Source organism: Brevibacillus sp. NSP2.1 (genome assembly GCF_000470975.2).
Classification (GTDB): Bacteria; Bacillota; Bacilli; order Brevibacillales; family Brevibacillaceae; genus Brevibacillus; species Brevibacillus agri.
The window spans coordinates 58,029-77,569 of the sequence record NZ_CP048274.1 but is presented as its reverse complement, the minus strand read 5'-3'; the positions used below and the strand labels follow the sequence as shown (position 1 = coordinate 77,569).

Annotated in this window: 22 protein-coding genes, 1 tRNA gene and 1 other RNA gene; 16 read left to right on the top strand and 8 right to left on the bottom strand. The window is 51.9% G+C overall.

The genetic code is table 11. From position 1 onward, the window contains the following. Window positions 1-47: 47 nt before the first annotated feature. From ptsP to M655_RS00400, 5 genes are all read right to left on the bottom strand, one after another. On the bottom strand, window positions 48-1,766 hold the full coding sequence (gene ptsP, locus M655_RS00420) for a phosphoenolpyruvate--protein phosphotransferase (protein WP_026556979.1): 1,719 nt from the start codon (window positions 1,764-1,766) through the stop codon (window positions 48-50). A 24-nt stretch (window positions 1,767-1,790) separates the two neighbouring features. After that, window positions 1,791-2,057 carry an HPr family phosphocarrier protein gene (locus tag M655_RS00415; RefSeq protein WP_005830576.1) on the bottom strand — a complete coding sequence of 89 codons (267 nt, stop codon included), beginning with the start codon at window positions 2,055-2,057 and terminating at the stop codon, window positions 1,791-1,793. A gap of 28 nt (window positions 2,058-2,085) precedes the next feature. Then, window positions 2,086-2,583, bottom strand: coding sequence for a PTS sugar transporter subunit IIA (locus M655_RS00410; protein WP_007776262.1), 498 nt, complete (start codon window positions 2,581-2,583; stop codon window positions 2,086-2,088). A 147-nt stretch (window positions 2,584-2,730) separates the two neighbouring features. Continuing rightward, window positions 2,731-3,591 (bottom strand): glucose PTS transporter transcription antiterminator GlcT, encoded by an 861-nt coding sequence (glcT, locus tag M655_RS00405; RefSeq protein ID WP_005830572.1) that lies wholly within the window; start codon window positions 3,589-3,591, stop codon window positions 2,731-2,733. 341 nt (window positions 3,592-3,932) lie between these two features. Further along, window positions 3,933-4,436 (bottom strand): ribonuclease H-like YkuK family protein, encoded by a 504-nt coding sequence (locus tag M655_RS00400; protein WP_206699257.1) that lies wholly within the window; start codon window positions 4,434-4,436, stop codon window positions 3,933-3,935. Between the two features lie 297 nt (window positions 4,437-4,733). Here M655_RS00400 and tadA point away from each other — a divergent pair, with 297 nt between their 5' ends. Continuing rightward, entirely contained in the window at window positions 4,734-5,213 is a 480-nt protein-coding gene (gene tadA / locus M655_RS00395) for a tRNA adenosine(34) deaminase TadA (RefSeq protein ID WP_005830567.1), read from the top strand. A 63-nt stretch (window positions 5,214-5,276) separates the two neighbouring features. On the opposite strand, the gene M655_RS00390 is transcribed toward tadA, so the two are convergent. Then, on the bottom strand, window positions 5,277-5,996 hold the full coding sequence (locus tag M655_RS00390; protein WP_005830564.1) for a pseudouridine synthase: 720 nt from the start codon (window positions 5,994-5,996) through the stop codon (window positions 5,277-5,279). Window positions 5,997-6,156: 160 nt separating this feature from the next. Between M655_RS00390 and M655_RS00385 the strand changes: the two genes are divergently transcribed. From M655_RS00385 to M655_RS00340, 10 genes are all read left to right on the top strand, one after another. After that, a tRNA-Ser gene (locus M655_RS00385) sits at window positions 6,157-6,245 on the top strand. Then, window positions 6,217-6,624: a hypothetical protein gene (locus tag M655_RS00380; protein WP_005830562.1), complete on the top strand. Its 408-nt coding sequence runs from the start codon at window positions 6,217-6,219 to the stop codon at window positions 6,622-6,624. The genes M655_RS00385 and M655_RS00380 overlap by 29 nt, the downstream gene beginning before the upstream one ends. A gap of 668 nt (window positions 6,625-7,292) precedes the next feature. Next, window positions 7,293-7,880 (top strand): sulfurtransferase TusA family protein, encoded by a 588-nt coding sequence (locus M655_RS00375; protein WP_026556977.1) that lies wholly within the window; start codon window positions 7,293-7,295, stop codon window positions 7,878-7,880. Between the two features lie 13 nt (window positions 7,881-7,893). Next, window positions 7,894-9,054 (top strand): MBL fold metallo-hydrolase, encoded by a 1,161-nt coding sequence (locus M655_RS00370; protein ID WP_026556976.1) that lies wholly within the window; start codon window positions 7,894-7,896, stop codon window positions 9,052-9,054. A gap of 14 nt (window positions 9,055-9,068) precedes the next feature. After that, the gene (locus M655_RS00365) at window positions 9,069-9,293 is read left to right on the top strand and encodes a sulfurtransferase TusA family protein (RefSeq protein WP_005830554.1); all 225 of its coding nucleotides are present in this window, start codon (window positions 9,069-9,071) and stop codon (window positions 9,291-9,293) included. Window positions 9,294-9,617: 324 nt separating this feature from the next. Next, complete coding sequence (locus M655_RS00360; protein ID WP_005830550.1) at window positions 9,618-10,406, top strand: sulfite exporter TauE/SafE family protein; 789 nt, start codon at window positions 9,618-9,620, stop codon at window positions 10,404-10,406. 88 nt (window positions 10,407-10,494) lie between these two features. After that, on the top strand, window positions 10,495-10,986 hold the full coding sequence (locus tag M655_RS00355) for a DsrE/DsrF/DrsH-like family protein (protein ID WP_005830548.1): 492 nt from the start codon (window positions 10,495-10,497) through the stop codon (window positions 10,984-10,986). A 110-nt stretch (window positions 10,987-11,096) separates the two neighbouring features. Next, window positions 11,097-11,363 (top strand): metal-sensitive transcriptional regulator, encoded by a 267-nt coding sequence (locus tag M655_RS00350; RefSeq protein ID WP_005830547.1) that lies wholly within the window; start codon window positions 11,097-11,099, stop codon window positions 11,361-11,363. A 21-nt stretch (window positions 11,364-11,384) separates the two neighbouring features. Next, window positions 11,385-11,774, top strand: coding sequence for a rhodanese-like domain-containing protein (locus M655_RS00345; RefSeq protein ID WP_005830545.1), 390 nt, complete (start codon window positions 11,385-11,387; stop codon window positions 11,772-11,774). A gap of 293 nt (window positions 11,775-12,067) precedes the next feature. After that, window positions 12,068-12,703, top strand: a complete 636-nt coding sequence (locus M655_RS00340; RefSeq protein WP_026556975.1) for an NAD(P)-dependent oxidoreductase — start codon at window positions 12,068-12,070, stop codon at window positions 12,701-12,703. An 83-nt stretch (window positions 12,704-12,786) separates the two neighbouring features. On the opposite strand, the gene M655_RS00335 is transcribed toward M655_RS00340, so the two are convergent. Further along, window positions 12,787-13,095, bottom strand: a complete 309-nt coding sequence (locus tag M655_RS00335; protein WP_005830541.1) for a DUF4870 domain-containing protein — start codon at window positions 13,093-13,095, stop codon at window positions 12,787-12,789. A gap of 239 nt (window positions 13,096-13,334) precedes the next feature. On the opposite strand from M655_RS00335, the gene M655_RS00330 reads away from it, so the two are divergent. Together M655_RS00330 and M655_RS00325 are read left to right on the top strand one after the other, a co-directional pair. After that, complete coding sequence (locus M655_RS00330) at window positions 13,335-13,922, top strand: class I SAM-dependent methyltransferase (RefSeq protein ID WP_026556974.1); 588 nt, start codon at window positions 13,335-13,337, stop codon at window positions 13,920-13,922. 22 nt (window positions 13,923-13,944) lie between these two features. Continuing rightward, window positions 13,945-14,601 carry a DedA family protein gene (locus tag M655_RS00325; protein ID WP_005830537.1) on the top strand — a complete coding sequence of 219 codons (657 nt, stop codon included), beginning with the start codon at window positions 13,945-13,947 and terminating at the stop codon, window positions 14,599-14,601. 51 nt (window positions 14,602-14,652) lie between these two features. Here M655_RS00325 and M655_RS00320 read toward each other — a convergent pair whose 3' ends face one another. Next, complete coding sequence (locus tag M655_RS00320) at window positions 14,653-15,549, bottom strand: EamA family transporter (RefSeq protein ID WP_005830535.1); 897 nt, start codon at window positions 15,547-15,549, stop codon at window positions 14,653-14,655. 222 nt (window positions 15,550-15,771) lie between these two features. Between M655_RS00320 and M655_RS00315 the strand changes: the two genes are divergently transcribed. The 3 genes from M655_RS00315 to M655_RS00305 all read left to right on the top strand — a co-directional run bounded on the left by M655_RS00315 (window position 15,772) and on the right by M655_RS00305 (window position 19,525). Continuing rightward, entirely contained in the window at window positions 15,772-17,544 is a 1,773-nt protein-coding gene (locus M655_RS00315) for an HD domain-containing phosphohydrolase (RefSeq protein ID WP_025848821.1), read from the top strand. Window positions 17,545-17,599: 55 nt separating this feature from the next. After that, an RNA gene (gene ffs / locus M655_RS00310) (signal recognition particle sRNA large type) lies at window positions 17,600-17,864 on the top strand. Window positions 17,865-18,094: 230 nt separating this feature from the next. Then, window positions 18,095-19,525 (top strand): PAS domain-containing sensor histidine kinase, encoded by a 1,431-nt coding sequence (locus tag M655_RS00305; RefSeq protein ID WP_007776315.1) that lies wholly within the window; start codon window positions 18,095-18,097, stop codon window positions 19,523-19,525. Window positions 19,526-19,541 lie beyond the last annotated feature (16 nt).

Here is a 19,541-nt window from a genome sequence, read left to right as displayed (position 1 = left end):
GAAAAAGAACGGTGAAATCGCTTACAAACAATGAGGGACAAAACCATTTATTCGGTTTTGTCTCGCAAAAACTGCACGACCTCTTCCACGGTCGAAAGCGTCAGAGCGTACTCTGCGAGTCGCTTCGCTTTTTCCATGCTTGTGGCACGAATGCGCTCCTTGACCTTTGGCATTACCGAGGCCGCACCGCTGAACTCGTCGAGGCCCAGGCCAAGCAAAAGCTCGGTCGCGAGCGAATCGCCCGCCATCTCTCCGCATAGCCCGGTCCATATTCCCGCGCGGTGAGAGGCTTCGATGACGTGCGAGATGAGGCGCAGCACCGCAGGGTGGTAGTAGCTGTAGAGGCTGGCTACGTTCGCGTTCATTCGGTCTACGGCGAGCGTGTATTGCACGAGATCGTTGGTCCCGATGCTGAAGAAGTCTACCTCTTTGGCAAAGGCGTCCGCTTGCAGGCAAGCGCCCGGAATCTCCATCATCATGCCGACTGCGATCTGTTCGTCAAAAGCGATCCCTTTTTCCCGCAGCTCCGCTTTTGCCTGTTCGAACAATTGCTTGGCTTGCCGCAACTGCTCCAGGTGGGAAATCATCGGGAACATGATGAGCAGGCGTCCAAAGGCACTGGCGCGCAATAGCGCCCGTAACTGAACGAGGAACAGCTCTGGCCGGGCCAGGGAAATGCGCATCGCCCGAAAGCCGAGGAACGGATTATCTTCCTGCGGCAGTTCGAGAGCCGGCAAATGCTTGTCGCCGCCGACGTCGAGCGTGCGAATGATGACAGGTTTTTCGCCAAAGGCTGTAGCGACCTGCTTGTAGGCCGCAAACTGTTCTTCCTCGTCTGGCAGCGTGCTGCGGTCCATGAACAAAAACTCGGAGCGGAACAAACCGATTCCTTCTACGCCGGAAGCGGCGAGCGCTGCTGCCTCTTCGGGAACCGCCATGTTGGCCATTAAATGAACGCGATGGCCGTCGATCGTTTCGGCGGGCAATTCCTTCAATACCGCGTAGGCTGCACGCTCAGCGGCTTCCTTGGCGGCTTTTTCCTCGTAGCGTGCCAATGTTTTCGCGTCTGGCGCTGCGATCAGCTCGCCTGTAGCGCCATCGAGAATCAGCAGGCTGCCAGCAGCTACTTTTTCCAGCAGTTGTTCCCCGGCGCCCATGACAGCCGGAATCCCCAGAGAAAGGGCCAAAATCGCTGCGTGCGAGGTCGCGCCGCCTTTTGCCGTGACAATGCCCCGCACAAATGCGAGCGGAAGCTGCAGCGTTTCCGAAGGAGTGACATCCCACGCGGCCAAAATAAACGGTTCTTCCGGGAAGACTGCCTCCTGTCCTGTGCCGGAGAGGTTGCGAATCAGGCGGCGGCTCACATCGCGAATATCGTCCGCCCGTTCTTTCATATAGGCGTCGTCCATGCTTTCAAACAGGGCGACAAACTGGTCGGACACTTGCTGTACGGCAGCAGCAGCGGCCACCTGCCTGTTTTCGATCAGAGAGGTCATTTCCCCGACAAAAGCGGGGTCCTCCAGAAAAGCAATATGCGCGGAGAGAATCGCTGCTTTTTCTGCGCCTAATTGCTCCTCTGTTTGCTCTCTCAACTTTTCCAACTGTTCGCGCGACTGCTCCACGCTTCTGGCGAGCAGTTCCAGCTCTTTGCTTGTGTCTGTCGGCGCGCCTTGCGCGGTCACAGCCGAAGCAGCCGGAGCATCGTGTGCCAAAATGACGACAGGAGCGATCGCGATGCCAGAAGAAACCGGGATTCCTTTTAACATGCCTGTTTCACCTTCTTTCACCGCTCATTCGCTCTCAAAAGACTGTTCAAAAAATTGCTGGAGCGAGGAAGCTACTTTTTCCTCATCTTCTCCCTCCACCGAGACGATCAGCTTGTCGCCTTGGGTCACGCCCAAGGTCATGATCCCCAAAATGCTGCGGCCGTCCGCTTGCTTGTCACCTTTGCTCAAGGTGATTTTCGCTTGGGATTGCGCCGAGCGATTTACCAAAAGAGCGGCCGGGCGAGCGTGCAGCCCGCCTTCAACCGTGACCGTTACTTCGAATTGAATCATGGTGTACCTCCCCCAACAGGTGCTTCTTCTATTTCAGGACGACAGTCATCAGCGGCTCCTGGCCTGCCGCGACATTGCCTTGTGCTACCACGTTTTTTTCCGCGACGACATCGCCGTTGGTAATGACGATCGGGGTGACGATCGGGCATCCTGCCTCCTGCAAGACGGCGATATCGAACTGAATCAGCTTGTCGCCTGCTTTCACCTGGTCACCTACCGAGACGAACGGGGTAAAGCCTTTGCCCTGCAATTTCACGGTATCAATCCCGATATGCATGAGCAGCTCCACGCCGCTGTCTGTCGACAAGCCAATGGCGTGATGGGTAGGGAACAGATGAGTGACCTTTGCGTCGACAGGAGCGTACAAGACGCCCTCCGCAGGCAGAATCGCAGCGCCGTCGCCTACGACCTTCCCGGCAAAGACGGGATCGGGCACTTCCGACAAAGGGACAACACTCCCGGTCAAAGGAGCGAGGAAAGTGATTTCTTGTTGTTGTTTTTTACGGGAAAACAGACTGCGTAGCATAAGTTCCTCCTTTTGCGTCTGAACGAAAATAGGCATGATACGGTCTGATCCATACGACGACATACTTACTATGTCCGTATGATCTCACCGCTCATGCCTAGTCGAACTAGTAACACGCAGGATTATCATCAATTTGAATTTGTGGGATTACGGTTGTTGCTGCAACAAGCGATAAACATGCAAGGCCATGTAGCCGACCTCGTCTTCCGGGACAGTGACCTCCAGCCGGTTGGAAATATAGGCAGCCAGCTCGGACGCCAGCTCGTAGGCTTCCGGAATCGTCGTTTTGACCCGGTCGAGAAGCGGGTTGTGAATGGTCTTTTGCTGGCGGATGCGCTCCACAGCAAAACGCAGATGGGTAATGAGCCGGACGTAGTCGACGGTGCTTCGTTCGATGGTTCTGTCTGTCCGCTGCTCGATCATGCTGACCAATTCGCTGATGACGTTCGTAAACTGTACCGCCTTTTTGACAGGCAAGTAACTGATCGCCGAGTGAATGTGCAAGGCGAGAAAACCGATTTCGCTATCTGGAATATCCAGATCGAATGCCTTTTTAATCATGTCCGCTGCCCGTTTTGCCAGCGTGTACTCTTTTGTGTAGAGCGTCTGGATTTCAAACAGGAACGGATTCACGATCTCCATGCCGTTGCGCAAGCGGTAAATCGCGAACTGGATATGGTCGGGCAGAGCGACGTGGACGTGTTCGTTGAGCTGCGGTGTAATTTCACTGGCGATGAGCGCGATAATTTCTTCCGCGATCCCTACCACAGCAGGATCGACCTGACTGAGTATGGTTTGGTACTGTTTTTGGTGGCTTTCATTTTCCAGCCTGAAGCGCTTCTCCACACGAGGGTCATGGGCGGGGATCGTGTTCCCAGGCTTTGCGCCAAAACCGATTCCTTTTCCGAACAGCACAATTTCCAGCTTGGTGCCGGGTTCTTCCACCAGTACGACGTTATGGTTCAACACACGCGTAATCGCATATGTTTTTTCCTGTTCACGGGACACGTAATTCCACCACCTTTAGACAAAAAAGAGCCGAAAAAACCTTTTTCAAGAAAAAGATCTTCTCGGCTCATGCCTGCATTACCAGTAACACGCCTTGTGAAAACGCTTCAATTAATGCTTATAATAGCTTACATGCCCGAGCGTTGTCAATCACCCTGTTTTATACAGGATGTGTACCAAAAAACAGTCTATGTATCCGATTATGGACCTGGCAGAAGGATTTTCGCCTGCTTGTCCAGAAGTACGTGACCCGATGAGCGAAGAATCCAAACAAAGCGGGCGGATGCGTCCAACAGCAATCCGCCTGCACGCTTTGTTCAAGGAAGAATGGATGCTCTTCATTACTTCGTGAACTTGTCAGCAATCGTAGACGCACAGAAGGAGTTTGGTTTGATTTCCGCCCGGAAGTGGTTGGTTTCTGCTAGGCTCAGAAGCGACTGGATAAACTTACGGGTAGGGCCATTCCTGCCGATGTCAAAGTGCAAGCGGATGGGGGCATCGAGCTGATGATCGCGCAAATATTGCCGAACCTCCGTAGCCAGACCTACCGCGTACATGGCCTCTTGAAAAATCCGCTGCTGCAAGGATGAATAGCGCCGTTCCTGAAACTTGTGATAAAAGAAGGTCCCACCATGTCCGGGGCGAATCACCGTAATGACCAAGGCGAAAAACGTTCCGCGACTTTTCAACTGGGAATCGGCTCCCACAATAATCTCAAACGGTCCATTCATTGAAGAGAGAGTTTGTTCAATGTGGGAAAACACGTCTTCTTTGGCCAGTTGCCCTCTCGTCGGACTGTGAAAACGATCAAACAAAGTGCTTGCAGAGGTTAAGCCCACTCGCATCCCTCCAGATAGAGGCTATCTGTGAATTACAAACATCTTCCGTACATCATTAATGTATGTAATCTCGCAGAGAGTATGTGAGCAGGTATGGACAAAAACTTCGCGATGCCACAATTTGCCCGGATTGCTGCTGATTTATGCGGGGATTGGCTGGTCATATGAAGCGTTCTTAGCGCTTCAAGTGATCGAATGCCATGCTGCCGGCAAGCGCATACAAGCGCACAATCGACCGGGAAAAGGCAGGCTGTTCTCTGACCGTAATTTGAAAATGTCTATAAAGGAGTTTTAACCATCGTGATGGAAGCAAACAAACACGAAGCATACATGCGAGCCGCCATGGAAGAGGCGCAAAAGGCGGCGGCGCTCGGCGAGGTGCCGATTGGCGCTGTCATCGTCCGCGACGGGGTAATTGTCGGGCGCGGCTACAATTTGCGGGAAACGCAAAAAGACCCTACGCTGCACGCGGAAATGATCGCGATCCGCGAGGCCAGCGAACGGCTGGGCGGCTGGCGGCTGATCGGCTGCACGCTGTACGTCACACTAGAGCCTTGTCCGATGTGCGCCGGGGCGATCGTGCAAAGCCGCATCGAGCAGGTAGTGTACGGAGCGGGCGATCCAAAGGCAGGGTGTGCCGGGACATTGATGAATCTGCTGGCCGAGCCGCGCTTCAATCACCAGGTGCCTGTTTTGGCGGGCGTTTTGGCGGAGGAATGTGCCCAGATGCTCAAAGACTTTTTCCGCGGTTTGCGCAAAAAAAGACAGTCGGAAAAGTGCTGATCCGACTGTCGCGGGCGCCGTCCGGCTCGCTTGCAGGCAGCATGCCGGGCATCTGGCGCCTAATTATTTGTTTACGTTTTGCAGCAGGTGCAGCTCTTCCTCGGTCAGCTCGCGGTATTCACCGGGAGCGAGTGCCGGGTCGAGGTGGAGCGGGCCCATGCGGATGCGTTGGAGGTAGGTGACATGCAGACCGAAGGCGGCAAACATCCGTTTTACCTGGTGGAACTTTCCTTCCATAATCGTCACGCGTACCTCGGAAGTTTCTCCCGAAGACAAAATCTCCAGCTTTGCAGGCAGCGTGGTGAAATCCTCCAGTTCCACCCCTTTGGCGAACTCTTGTACATGCCGCTCTGTGACCGGGCCGTCGATGCGGGCAAAATACTCCTTGTCCACTTTCTTTTTCGGGGACAGCAGGCTGTGTGAAAGCTGGCCGTCGTTGGTCAAAAGCAGCAGCCCTTCTGTGTCGATGTCCAGCCTGCCTACCGGGTGCACCTTGACCGCCCATTCATAAGGAAGCAGGTCGACTACGGTTTGATGCACATTGTCTTCGGTCGCGGAAACTACCCCAGGGGGTTTGTTTAACAGGACGTAAACCCAGCGCTTGAAGTTGAGCGGCTCCCCGTCTACGGTGATATCCTGCTCTTCGGCAATGACGTGCATGCCAGGATCGGTCGCGACCACGCCGTCCACGACGACCAGTCCTTGCTTCACCAGCGCCTTCACTTCCTTGCGTGTGCCGAACGCCATATTTGCCAGCACCTTGTCCAAACGTTCTCGTTTCATGTATGTTCCTCGCTTTTCTTCTGGTCAAAAATCCCCATACTAGGTGTTGTTATTAGTTTGGCCTAATGCGGCGAGCAAATCAAGGGGAAGCACAGAAGTTAGCTCTTGCACTTTTTTCTCGGATTTGCTATAGTTAGTGATGTTTCTGACAAACAAATATGGAGAGATACCCAAGTGGTCATAAGGGGACGCACTCGAAATGCGTTAGGCGTCGTGAGGCGTGCGTGGGTTCGAATCCCACTCTCTCCGCTTACAAAGTGGCTCAACGGATAAATCCGTTGGGTCATTTTTTGTTGGAGTAGAGCGCTCCCGGAGAAACAAGCAAGCGCGAATATGTGAAAATACGTTGTGGATCTCACCGACAGAAGAAAGAATCCCGGTTCGTGAAATAGTTGAAATCTATGAACAAAAAGAGAAAATGGGGGAATTGTCTTCTCCTTCTCATGGCGGGAATTTAAGTCGTATCCGCTTCATAGTAGAGACGATAAATTACTTTGAAAAACGCTATGCGAAGCCATATCAAGAGGTCGTAAGCGAAAAAGGAAATCCGGATGACTCCGAGGATTGGATTTGGGCGAGGGAAGGAAAGGAATGGAAATCCCTTCTTAAAGAGATTGGTGATTTATGATCGGCAACCCTGCCACAAATTTGGAGGTTTTGAAAAAGACTTTTGGACATGCGATACAATTTATACATGACACGGACGGCACAGGCATGCGAAGCTCGATATTCGCCCAACGAGCAACCATTGTCTTTTCCGACAACTCCAGATTATATGTAACGGAAAAGCTTAATAAACAGCATCAAACCCGATTCCCTAATTATTATTACAATGACTTGTTCTCCATTGTCGAGGGCATATTTTTGTTTTACTTATTGCCGAACAAATCCAGCATCAAATGAATGTCAAAAGGACAGTGAACGAAAGCTGTCTTTTTTGTTTCCTCACCTCCTGCAAAAATAAGGCCCACACCATCCCGCCTCATGCGTCCGCACATACGTTCACGCAAACTGTTTGTCTACCACGTACACATCCGTTTCCTCCGCAGACAAATCAACAAAATGCCGGAATGGACGGATTCGTGACAGCCGCCAGCAACAGCCCGCCAGCCGTCACCTGTCACCCTTGCACCGGACAACACCCCCTTGCCAAAAACAAAGCGAATCCCTGTTGACAAAGAAAACCTCTGCACATATTATAATACCCATAGGGGTATATGTATAAAACAGACGCTGTAAACCGAAACCTGTCTTTCAACCAAAAACCCCATTCAAAACGCAAGGAGGAAACACAGCATGTCTGCACAAGCACGACCGAATTTTTCTGTCGATAAGGTTTTGGACTGCAAAGGGCTGGCTTGCCCGATGCCTGTCGTCCGCACCAAAAAAGCGATGGAACAAATCGCTCCAGGCCAGGTCATTGAGGTGCAAGCTACTGACAAAGGTTCGCTCGCTGACATGAAGGGCTGGGCAAACAATACCGGGCACCACTATTTAGGTTCGATCCAGGAGGGTGATGTTATGAGGCATTTTCTCAGAAAAGCCAGTCCCCAGGAGACGAAGGCAGAGACGAAATACCCGCACACGATCACGAACGAAGAGCTGCATGCCAGGCTGCAATCCCCGGAACCGTTTCTGCTGATAGACGTGCGTGAACCTGCCGAATACGCGTTCCAACGGATTCCTGCGGCCAAATCAATACCCCTAGGGGTATTGGAGCAGCATCTCGATGAGCTGCCGACGGACCGCGACATGTTTGTCATCTGCCGTTCTGGCAACCGCAGCGATCTGGCGTGCCAGTTGCTTGCGGGCAAAGGCTTTTCCCGTGTCAAAAACGTCGTTCCGGGCATGGCTGGTTGGGGTGGCCCGGTAGAAAGCCAGTGAGGGGGAGATTGGCATGAGCAACCTGCAACACCAACAAACAAAAGTGAAAAAAATGACCGCGCACGAATTGACCCGGCTGCTTTTTGCGCAGGAGGAGCTATTCATTCTCGACGTGCGCAACAGAGAGGATTATGAAAACTGGCGCATCGAAGGCCACCGGGTCGAGAGCGTCAATGCCCCGTATTTCGAGCTGATGGACGGAGTGGAAGAGATCGTCGGCAAGCTCCCGGTGAATCAAAAAATACTCGTGGTCTGCGCCAAGGAAGGCTCGTCCGTTTTCGTGGCGGAGCAACTGGCGGAAGCGGGACTGGACGACGTGTACTACCTGCAAGGCGGGATGAAGGAGTGGAGCGAGCATCTGGAGCCTGTCAAAGTGGGCGACTTGCGCGATGGCGGGGAGATTTATCAATTTGTCCGCATCGGAAAAGGGTGCCTGTCCTATATGATCGTCTCCGGCCAGGAAGCAGCCATTGTCGATTCGGTGCGCATGACAGGCGTCTATAAAGCGTTTGCCAAAGAGCGCAACCTGACCATCACCCATACGATTGACACGCATTTGCACGCCGACCATATATCAGGCGGCAGGAAGCTCGCTACAAGCACAGGCGCAACCTACTGGCTCCCGGAAAAAGACGCGGAAGAAGTCACCTTTTCCTATGAAAAGCTGGAGGAAGGAAAAATCATTCAGGTCGGCACGACCAGCATTTCGATTTTGCCGATCTATTCCCCGGGACATACAATCGGCAGCACGTCCTTGCTTGTAGACGACACGTACTTTCTCACAGGCGACATTTTGTTCGTGGCATCAATCGGGCGGCCCGATTTGGCTGGCAAAGCGCAAGATTGGGTAGGAGACCTGCGCGACACCTTGTATAATCGTTATCAAGAGCTGTCCAAAGAGCTGCTGGTTTTGCCCGCTCATTTTGGCAGCTATGTCGAGCTGGGGCCGGATGGAGTCGTATCAGCGCGCTTGGGCGATTTGTACCGAGACAATCCAGGCTTGAACATTGCGAATGAAGCCGAGTTCCGGCGCGTCGTTACCGAGCAGTTGCCGCCGCAGCCTAACGCCTATCAGGAAATCCGTCAAGTCAACATGGGCAGATTGCAGCCGGACGAAGAAGAGCAGCGCGAGATGGAAACGGGGCCGAATCGTTGCGCCGTTCACGATAAATAAGGGGGAAAACAGACATGGCAGATATCGTTGTAGATACAAAAGGTCTCGCTTGCCCAATGCCGATTGTGAGAGCGAAAAAGGCGCTCGATACGCTGAAGCCGGGGCAAACCATGGAAGTGCTTTCGACGGACAAAGGATCGCTCCAGGACTTTACCGCATGGGTGAAGCAGACCAATAACGAGCTGGTGGCTCATGAAGTAGAGAACGGGGTGTACAAGTTTTTGGTGAAAAAGCTGTAAGCGAAAAGACTAAGCGGGCACGCGCAAGAAGTGTTCGCTTAGTCCTTATTTTCATAGACAATGCGAACGCCGAGGTGAGGGTAGACTTCCTCGCGAAAATGGCCGTTGGGGCAAATTTTTTCGCAAAGCAGGTTGTTGCGCTGGGAGCGCAGCGGTTCTTTGCAAGTGGGGCAGCGATGCTGAAAAATGGTTTTTAAATAACGGACCATTTATATCACCTTAATCACAGTTATTTACTTGGTTTTATTTTACCTGACGAGTGAGCATTTGAAAAGTGGCTAGGGCATTCCCGTGTCATTTTTGCGTGGAATGCGGGGAGGACTTATGGACATCTTGCTGTTTTTACTCATGATTACTCTTGGCTTTGTCGGTTCCTTTTTCTCCGGGATGCTGGGGATTGGCGGAGCGATCATCAACTATCCATTGCTTCTGTTCGTTCCGGCAGGGCTTGGACTCGCTCATTTCTCCGCGCAGGAGGTATCGTCCATCTCGATGTTCCAGGTGTTTTTCGCGTCCCTGTCCGGGGTTATTGCTTTTCGCAAGCGCAACGGCAAAGGCTCGCCTCTGGTGCACAAAGGACTTGTCAGAGACATGGGAATCAGCATTTTGGTCGGAAGCCTCCTGGGCGGCCTGACTTCCAAGTACATGTCAGGCGACAGTATCAACCTGGTGTACGGGATTTTGGCTGTCGTCGCCGTCATTTTGATGCTGAAAAAGAACAAGGGGACGCAGGAACAAGCGGATGAGATCGAATACAATCGCGCCGTAGCGATTCCGGCAGCCTTCGTCGTGGGAATTGTCTCCGGAATTGTGGGAGCGGGCGGCGCCTTCATCCTCATTCCGATCATGCTGACGGTTCTCAAGATTCCTACACGCGTCACCATCGCTTCGTCACTGGCTATCGTATTCATTTCTGCCATCGGTGGTGTCGCAGGCAAGCTGTACGCGGGGCACATCCCGTTGCTTCCGGTGTTGTTCACGGTCATTGGCAGCATCCTCGGAGCGCCGCTTGGCAGTATGGTCAGCGCCAATATGGACGTCAAATATTTGCGCTATGGCTTGATCGTGCTGATTGCTGCGACGGCCATCAAGGTTTGGAGCGATATTTTGTAACGCGAAGAAGAGGTCTTTCTTTTTAAGGAAGCTTCTTTTTGTCCGCTTGAATACCTATAGGAGTAATAGTATAAGGGAGGATTCTGCAATGATGGAAAACCAAAACCAGAAAGAAAAAACGACGATTGTTCTGTTCAGCGGCGATTTGGACAAAGCGATCGCAGCGTTTATCATCGCAAACGGGGCAGCCGCCTACGACCACGACGTGACGATTTTCTTTACCTTCTGGGGCTTGAACACGATGCGCAAGAACGAGATCGTCAAGGTCAAAAAGGGCTTTTTGGAGAAAATGTTTGGCTGGATGATGCCGAGAGGGGCGAAGAAGCTGGGGCTGTCCAAAATGAATATGCTCGGGATGGGCCCGGAAATGATTAAGCATGTCATGAAAAAGCACAACGCCCTGACGCTGCCCCAGCTCATTGAGCTTGCACAGGAGCAAGGAGTCAAGCTGGTCGCCTGCACGATGACGATGGACCTGTTGGGGTTGAAGCAGGAGGAGCTGATCGACGGGATGGAGTACGCGGGCGTGGCAGCCTACCTGGGCGATGCGACACAGGCAAAAGTCAATCTGTTTATTTGAACGGACAATTCGAAGGGACAAAGCATGCGCGCTCGCTTGACAAAGCCTGCTTTTCGCATAAGATACCTGTATATGTATCCGCGATCCTAAAAACAGGAGGAGGACTTCACATGGATTACAACTACGGTGACGATATCAAAAGACGTTTGCGCAAAATTGAAGGACAAATCCGCGGCGTGTTGAAAATGATGGACGAGCAGAAAAGCTGCAAGGAAGTAGTCGCTCAGTTGTCTGCAGTCCGCAACGCGTCTGACAAGGCCATCGCGCAGATCGTAGCAGAGAACTTGCAGCGCTGTCTGCTGGAGGAGCAGGCGAACGGCGGCGACACGAGCAAGATGGTAAAAGAAGCGGTTGAGCTTTTGGTGAAAAGTCGCTAATTCATTAGGAAGGATGTTCACATGGACTTCACGACGATTTTGCTTATTATCGCGTATGCTTTGACAACCTGGTATTTGATCTCCCGCTTCATGCCCGTCAAAGGGCTGGAAAATTTGCGGGCAGAGCAATTCAAGGAACGGGTAAACCAAAAAAGCAGAGTAATGCTGATTGATGTGCGCGAGCCGCATGAATTTAAAAACGGGCATATCCCTACGGCTGTTAATATTCCCCTCTCCCAGTTGAACAACAGAGTGAAGGAGATTTCTCCGAAAAACGACATTCTCCTCTACTGCCGCAGCGGGCTGCGCAGCAAGCAGGCGGCAAAAATTTTGAAGAAACACGGCTTTACGCAAATGGCGCACCTCCAGGGCGGGCTGATTACCTGGCAGGGGCCGACAAAACAAAAGTGACGCTACGAATCAGGGCATCTGCCGCATCCGGGCAAAAAGTGAGGCTGTAAGCAACATTCAGCAGCCGCATTTCCGGGTAAGGCAGATGCTTTTACATACAGGCGTACAGGCGGGAAAAAACAGTATTGACAGATGATTTTGTTGTAACTAAAATGATTACAACAAGACAAGCAAGTCCAGGCCGCAAATTTTTTTGTGCATGCTGTAACTGTTTTAGTTACAACAAAAAGCGGCCAATCGCTTATATTCGCACGCATGACCACTCATTCTATTTCAATGGAGGGAACAAAACGATGAAAATTGCAATTGTAGGCGCAAGCGGTAAAGCTGGTAAGCTGATTATGAAGGAAGCATTGGATCGCGGGCATGAAGTAAAGGCGATCGTCCGTGACGCGTCCAAAATCGACGAGCCAAAAGCAGCCGTTGTGGAAAAAGATATTTTCGCGCTGACAGCAGCAGACTTGAAGGACTTTGACGCAGTGGTGAACGCGTTCGGCGCTCCTGCTGGCAAAGAACATCTGCATGTCGAGGCTGGCAATGTTTTGATCGAAGCGATGAAGGGCGCTCCGGCGACTCGCTTGCTCGTAGTTGGCGGCGCAGGCAGCTTGTTCGTCGACGAAGCGAAAACGACGCGCGTGATGGAAGCGCCTGATTTTCCAGAGGCGTACCTGGCGACTGCGCAAAATCAGGGAGAGAACCTTCGCATCCTGCAAGCAACGGAAGGGATTCAATGGACCTTCATCAGTCCTTCCGCCTTCTTCGATCCTGAGGGCGAGCGAACAGGCACGTACCAGCTCGGAAAAGACCACCTGCTGGTCAACAGCAGCGGACAAAGCTATGTGAGCTACGCGGACTACGCGATTGCGGTACTCGATGAAATCGAAAATCCGCAGCATCTGAACCAACGTTTCACAGTCGGTTCCAAATAATAAAAGACAAGCAGGCAGCACAGCAAAAAGACCAGCGACCCTAAGACGGGCGCTGGCATTTTTGCGTTTGACACGGACTAGGCTTACCCCACGATCGAACCGATGACCGGGTAACGGAACGGTCGGCCTTGCAACGAATAGATGATCCCTTTGATCGGGTAGTAAATCGCCATCAAGCCAAACACGATCAAAAACGGAATCCCGATCAGCACGAAGGAGAGAACCCAGGAAATGCTGATGAGAATACTCATGAACAGATGGAACAGCAAGGCTTGGAGAGCCATATTTTTCGCGTCGCGTTCTTGCATGAGCACCCAGACGACGATGGGCACCAGAAACGGTGCGAAAAATGCGCTGGCGTGAGTGATTGCTTTTACCCCTCTATAATCCATGGAATAGTCCTCCTCGTCTTGTGTGACGAATGATCTTGTTGACCTTATTGTAACGCACATGTCGATCCGATCGTAACCATCAAAAGCGTGATCTGTAACTCCGACCCCAGACGGAGGCGTTTTGATTTCCAAACGTTTACTGTTATAGTATTAAGAAAATCTTTCGTTTTTGGAAAGATAATTCTAAATGTTTTCTGGATATGATGAGAGGTAAGGAAACGACGAAGGGAGCGTCTTACATGATGATCGATTGTCATCATCCGGTTAGCATCAAGGACCGGCTGATGTTTTTCTATAATTTTTTACAGTCACCCGGGCAAGTAGGTAGCATTACACCTAGCTCCCGAGCGTTGGCAAAGCAGATGATGAAGCCGATTGACTGGAGCCAGGCCCATACGATTGTAGAGCTGGGCGCGGGTACAGGGATTTTTACTACCTGGATCGAGCAGATGAAGCGGCCGGAGGCGACACTGGTTTCCTTTGAAAAAGAAAACAAAATGCGCGAAAAGCTAGAGCAGCAATTCCCCAACGTGCTTTTTCATGAAGATGCGGTCGATCTGACCCGCGTGCTGGGTGAAGCCGGTTTGGGCAAGGCTGACTGTATTGTGTCGGGGCTGCCGTTTGCCAACTTCCCGCAGGAGCTGCGCGATCAAATTATGGATGAAGTATATGCTGCGTTGAAGCCGGGCGGGGTATTTGTCACCTTTCAATATTCGCTCCAGATGAAAAAGCAACTGTCCAGCGTGTTTGAAAACATGACCGTGAAGCTCGTTCCGCTCAATCTGCCGCCGGCATTTGTCTACGTCTGCCGCAAAGGGCACGAGTAGCAGCCGGATAGGAGGACAAGCGATGATTGTGGAGATGCTGACCGAATCGGTTGGTCAGTTTGGCTATTTTGCCCTTTTTTTCATGTTATGGCTAGGGATTGTCGGAATGCCGATTCCGGATGAAGTGATTGTGCTGTCGGCGGGCGTATTGACCTCGCTCGGAATCTTGAATGTGTTTCCGGCTTTTGTAGCGACCTATCTGGGGGTTGTCTCCGGTCTGTCGCTCGGATACGTGCTGGGGAGATGGCTCGGCGCTCCGGCGCTGAACTGGATCGGCAAGAAAAAAGGGATGCACAAGTACGTGGACCGGGCGCAGGTGCTGCTGGACCGTTACGGCAGCTACGCCTTGTGCATCAGCTACTTTTTGCCTGTCGTCCGGCATGTGGTGCCGTATTTGGTGGGCATCGGAAAAATGACGTTCCGCCGTTACGCTCTGTTTTCCTACACGACGGGACTTGTCTGGACGCTGGTTTTGTTTTTCGCCGGCAACCTGCTGGGCAACAACGTCGAGCATCTCAACGCATTTGTGGGCATGTTCAATCAAACGATGATCGTGGCAGCGGCAGGTCTGCTTATTTTGGCTGCCATCAGCTATTACGGATATTCGCTATGGAAAAGACAAAGGAGCCAGGCTCCAGGTGCGGCCTCGCTGACGGTAAAACGCGAAGGAACCGAATAAAGAAACCCATCCCGCGCAGATTTTTCTGCACAGGATGGGTTTTTTGCGTATTCAGCGGAGGGAGGAACTGCGCTGTTTTTGCCTTTGGCGCTGGCGCAGCCACTCCGGGAGCACGATTCCGAGCAGGATGACGGCGACGCCTGCCACCTGCAGCGCCGATACGGACTCATGCAGGATGATGTACGAAGAAAATACTGCCATAGGCAGCTCGGCCGCACCGAGGATCGCAGCCATCCCCGGTCCGGTATGCGGAATGCCGAAGTTGAAGCAGACTGTCGGAATGAAGATGCCGAAAAGGGCCAGTAAAAATACGTACGGAAACAATCCGTCCAAAAGCGAGCCGTTCCAGAGAAACACAGGCGTGTAGACGAGCGCCGCCAGCAAAAACGACCCGGTAGACATGCTCGCGCTGCGCACCCATAGATTGACGCTGACCGCAGCTTTGCCGCTGAACAGCAAAAACAGCGTGTAGGAGACGCCAGACAGCAGTCCGAGCACCACACCCATGATGTGAAATTGGGCGATTCCGCCTGTTTCCCATACTCCGCCGGCAAGCAATGTTCCGAACAGCAGCAGGACAAGCGAAAACAGCGTGGGCTTATCCGGAATCCGCTTGGTCAAAATCGCCTCGGCCAGCACTCCCATCCAGGTGAACTGAAACAGCAGGACGATCGCAATCGAGGCCGGAATGAAGCGCAAGGCATTGTAGTACAAAATGCCCGTGGAGCCGACAGCCAAGCCGACGCCGACCAGAAGCAGCAGTTGTTTTTTTCCCGGTTTTGTCCGCAGGAAAAAGAGAGCGGGTATCCAGGTGAGGACGAAGCCGAAGAACATCTGGCCGCCGATGACTTCTGCCGGGGAATACCCTTGACCGTAGGCAAGCTTGACGATTGTCGACAAAATGCCGTAGCTGCATGCCCCCAGAAAAACAAGAAAAATATATCGCATGGGATGGATCTCCTTACTATTAGACAGTAATTCTTAGCTAGGATAATATGCATGAGACAGCTTTGTCTATTTGTGTGAAGAAAAGAAGCCAAATCTGGTAAATTAAAGGTTTACGTTTCGTGCTAACGCGGTAATAGGGATAAGGACACAAAATAAGCATACCCAACAGCAGAAGGTATAGCTTTGTGAGCGCGATCAACCAGAAGAAAAAGGGGGAGGCTTGTGTTATTGAAGTTGAAAGACCGATTATTTGCAACCTTTTTATTGCTGAGCCTGTTCCCCATCCTGCTCATCTGTTTTCTCTTCTACAAGGAAGCCCAGAAGGCAGTTTTTGAGCAATACGAAACGAGCATCGGGGGGCATCTCGATTCTGTTGACAGGCGGCTGAACACGATTTTTCAGACGATCCAACACGACACGAATCAGTTGGCAAACGATCCGGTCTTGCGAATGTCAATACCCAAGTCTCAGGAGAATCGACTGGAGGACCCTCTCGCCGCAAGCGATCGGGAAGCTCAACGAAGCAAGGTACGGGATGCCTTCGAAAATTTTACATACTTTCGCAATCTGATCCGCAACGTACATTTTGTGCGCGATGATAAGCAAGTCATTTCCTTGCAGCCGGAGGATGGCTGGGAGGAGAAGCGACAGCCGTCGGAGTTGAAAAAAGAGGCGTGGGGGACCGGAGAGAGCCAGATTTGGCTGCTCAGCCGCACAGATGAACAAGGGAACCCGAAATCGCTGTTTGTTTCGCAGCGCGTGGAAGGCCACAGCGAAGAGGTGTCAGGACTCTTGTTCGTTGAGATCAAGCTAGACGAGCTGGCCAGTTGGGTGAACAACAGCCCGATCGCCAAGTACAACAACCTGATGGTGCTGATGCCTTCCGGGAAAATATTGGTTCACCCGGATATGGAGCTGATCGGGAAAAACGTTTCCGTAGCGCCCGAGTACGGAAGCCTGAGCAAGCACTTGCTCGAATCCGAGGAGAAAAAAGTGTTTGCTGTCCACCTTCGCAACGAGAGTGTGTACGCGTACCATCAGACGTCGCCAACGAGCGGGATCACCTATGTGGAATGGCTGCCCGACCAGGATATCGCCAATCGGCTGGAACGGATGAAATTCATTTTGTGGTTCACGATCTGTCTCGTGGTCATCTTCTCCGGTTATGTGGCCCACCGCATTTCCCGCTGGATTAGCAAGCCGATCTACACGCTGGTTGACGCAACCGATGCTTTGTTAAAGGGCGACTTTTCCATACGCGTACCGATTGAAGGCATGCGCGAGATCACGTTTTTGGAAAAGAAGTTCAACATGATGGCGGCCCAGATACAGTCGCTGATCGAACGGGAGCGGGAATACTCCCAAAAAGGGCTCGATCAGATTGTCCGCAGCTTTTACTTGGCGGTGGAGATGAAGGACCCTTATACAGCCGGGCACACAGAGAGGGTGACCCAGTACGCACTCATTATTTACGATCAAATGCTGGACAAGGAGCAGCTTGGATTTACCCGTGATGATTTGCGCTATGCCGGTCTGATGCACGATATTGGCAAAGTGGCGATTCCCGATCACGTGCTGCTGAAAACGGGCAAGCTCACCTACGAGGAATACGAATTTATGAAGCGGCATCCGTCGATTGGGGCCGATATCGTGGAGCAGATAGAGAGCCTGGCTCATGTCAGTCCGGGCATCAGGCACCATCATGAGCGCTGGGACGGAAAAGGCTATCCGTACCAGTTGAAGGGAGAAAATATTCCCCTGATCGGCCGAATACTGGCAGTCGCCGATACGTTTGATGCCATGACCTCCACCCGTTCCTACCGCAATGCCATGTCGGGAAAAGAGGCGTACGAGGAAATCATGCGCTGCAAAGGAACCCAGTTTGATCCGGAGATCGTCGCCATTTTTCAAAGGGCGTATTTGAGCGGCGCCATTCAGGTGCCACAGCCGACCGAAAACAGTGACAGTATTGTCAAGGAAAAAGCCGCTACCTAGTATTGGATGGCTTTTCACCTTGCTATCGGCTCGTATCTTTGGTATTCTAATCGTACCGTGCTAGACGGGGAGGTTGCGGTGCCCTGTAACCTGCAATCCGCAATAGCAGGGTTGAATTCCTATCCTAGGTTTTCTTATGTGAGGCTGCCTTATGGCGGCGGTGTTGAGGAGCGGGTCCTGTGCAACGCGAACCCATGAACCTGGTCAGGTCCGGAAGGAAGCAGCCATAAGTGGATCATCGCGTGTGCCGCAGGGTAGCCTGCTCTGAGCTGCTACCATGAGTAACGCTTGGATAAGAATTATCGAAGATAGGTGCACGGTACCTATACGAACGTTCAATAGCATGTTTCCTGCGGGAAGCATGCTATTTTTATTTGCCGATCCATATATTTTTTGTTGGAATTTGACGATAACTAGCGAAACATTTCTCTGGAGAGGTTTGCCTTGGAGGGCAGGTGTTGAGCTTTTTTTCACGAAGTTTCATAATAGTTGAGAAATGACATGGGTTTCTTTGCTCATGAAGTACGTCATAGGCCAGGAGGGACAAGCTGTGAGTGCACCTTTTTCGTTACATCTCGTTGGCTCGTCCGGACGATTGCAGCGGTTCATGCATCAACTGCCTACTGCCGTTTTATTGGTGAATCAATCGGGTAGTATCGTGGAAGTAAACGAACAACTGCTTCGTGTTACCGGATATTCACGCGATCAGCTTATCAAGCAACCCGTAGCGACCATTCTCCCTTATCAGGGCTCCATGGAGCAGATGTACGAGGAGCTTTTGCAAAGAGAAGAGGAGACGGGAGCGAATGTGGAAGTAGAATGGCGTGACAAACAGGGGAAAAGCAGGAAAACGCCTGTGATGATACTGGTTCAGCAAGCAGAGAATCCCTTGTACTTGGTTCATTTTTACCAATTGGCTAAAGAAACCGATCAGGTCTTGTCTCAGCGGCTCATGACCAAGCTGACCTACGATACGAGCATAGGGCTGTTTATTCTCGATGAGCGTTCGCGCATTGTCGAGGCCAGTCAGACAGCCTGCAAGCTTTTGGGGATGGAGCGGCTCAATGTCATCAACAAGCACGTGGATGAAGTATTCAGCGGGATTCCGGAGCCGCATCGGCTGATTAAAAAAGAGCTTCTGGAAGGCGTGAAGCTGCAAAACGTCGCGACGTCCTGGACGAATGACAATCAGCGCTATGAGCTGATCGTCGACGCCAATACGCTGCAGGACGAGTCGGGCAAAACGGTCGGAGCTTTTATCCTGTTTAAAGACATTACCAACCTGCGTTCTTTTGAGCAAAAAATCGAGCGGAACGAGCGGTTGGCGATGATCGGGCAGATTGCCGCTGGCACGGCCCATGAAATTCGCAATCCGCTGACCTCCATCAAAGGGTTTTTGCAGATGTTTCTCAAGTCTTTTACCGACAGCGGCATGGATCGGGAAAAGACTTATACGGAAATCATGCTGACGGAAATCAATCGGATCAATTCGCTGGTCAGCGAGTTTTTGCTCCTGAGCAAGCCGCGTGATATTCAATATGCCATGGTCGACCTCAATACGGTTTTTGATGAAATCATGCCGATTGTCGAATCGCAGGCACTCCTGTACGGAATCGAAGTTCGGTTCACCTCTCGCGGCAAGCTTCCGATGGTAGTGGGCGATACCGAGCTGCTGAAGCAAGTATTCATCAACATATGCAAAAACGGAATCGAAGCGATGGGCGAGCAGGGAACTTTGCAAATTTCCCATCATCTCGACCAGGACGGAGACAAGATGAGCATCGACATCCACGATACAGGGCCGGGTATTCCGCTCTACATTATCGACAAGATTTTCGATCCGTTTTTTACGACAAAAGAAGAAGGGACAGGGCTTGGCTTGTCTGTCTGTCAAAAAATCATCCACGACATCGGCGGCCAGATTCGCGTGTCGTCCAAAGGGTACGGGACGACCTTCCACATCATGCTGCCGTATCTGTAAAGGTCCAGTCTCGACA

What these genes read in the sequence shown, in the direction of transcription:
- M655_RS00415 (WP_005830576.1), bottom strand. Translation starts at nt 2,057, where the DNA reads ATGATTCAATTCGAAGTAACGGTCACGGTTGAAGGCGGGCTGCACGCT.
- M655_RS00390 (WP_005830564.1), bottom strand. Translation starts at nt 5,996, where the DNA reads ATGAAACGAGAACGTTTGGACAAGGTGCTGGCAAATATGGCGTTCGGC.
- M655_RS00375 (WP_026556977.1), top strand. Translation starts at nt 7,293, where the DNA reads ATGTCTGCACAAGCACGACCGAATTTTTCTGTCGATAAGGTTTTGGAC.
- M655_RS00400 (WP_206699257.1), bottom strand. Translation starts at nt 4,436, where the DNA reads ATGCGAGTGGGCTTAACCTCTGCAAGCACTTTGTTTGATCGTTTTCAC.
- M655_RS00360 (WP_005830550.1), top strand. Translation starts at nt 9,618, where the DNA reads ATGGACATCTTGCTGTTTTTACTCATGATTACTCTTGGCTTTGTCGGT.
- M655_RS00355 (WP_005830548.1), top strand. Translation starts at nt 10,495, where the DNA reads ATGATGGAAAACCAAAACCAGAAAGAAAAAACGACGATTGTTCTGTTC.
- M655_RS00365 (WP_005830554.1), top strand. Translation starts at nt 9,069, where the DNA reads ATGGCAGATATCGTTGTAGATACAAAAGGTCTCGCTTGCCCAATGCCG.
- M655_RS00325 (WP_005830537.1), top strand. Translation starts at nt 13,945, where the DNA reads ATGATTGTGGAGATGCTGACCGAATCGGTTGGTCAGTTTGGCTATTTT.
- M655_RS00340 (WP_026556975.1), top strand. Translation starts at nt 12,068, where the DNA reads ATGAAAATTGCAATTGTAGGCGCAAGCGGTAAAGCTGGTAAGCTGATT.
- M655_RS00350 (WP_005830547.1), top strand. Translation starts at nt 11,097, where the DNA reads ATGGATTACAACTACGGTGACGATATCAAAAGACGTTTGCGCAAAATT.
- M655_RS00410 (WP_007776262.1), bottom strand. Translation starts at nt 2,583, where the DNA reads ATGCTACGCAGTCTGTTTTCCCGTAAAAAACAACAACAAGAAATCACT.
- M655_RS00370 (WP_026556976.1), top strand. Translation starts at nt 7,894, where the DNA reads ATGAGCAACCTGCAACACCAACAAACAAAAGTGAAAAAAATGACCGCG.
- M655_RS00320 (WP_005830535.1), bottom strand. Translation starts at nt 15,549, where the DNA reads ATGCGATATATTTTTCTTGTTTTTCTGGGGGCATGCAGCTACGGCATT.
- M655_RS00335 (WP_005830541.1), bottom strand. Translation starts at nt 13,095, where the DNA reads ATGGATTATAGAGGGGTAAAAGCAATCACTCACGCCAGCGCATTTTTC.
- ptsP (WP_026556979.1), bottom strand. Translation starts at nt 1,766, where the DNA reads ATGTTAAAAGGAATCCCGGTTTCTTCTGGCATCGCGATCGCTCCTGTC.
- M655_RS00345 (WP_005830545.1), top strand. Translation starts at nt 11,385, where the DNA reads ATGGACTTCACGACGATTTTGCTTATTATCGCGTATGCTTTGACAACC.
- tadA (WP_005830567.1), top strand. Translation starts at nt 4,734, where the DNA reads ATGGAAGCAAACAAACACGAAGCATACATGCGAGCCGCCATGGAAGAG.
- M655_RS00330 (WP_026556974.1), top strand. Translation starts at nt 13,335, where the DNA reads ATGATGATCGATTGTCATCATCCGGTTAGCATCAAGGACCGGCTGATG.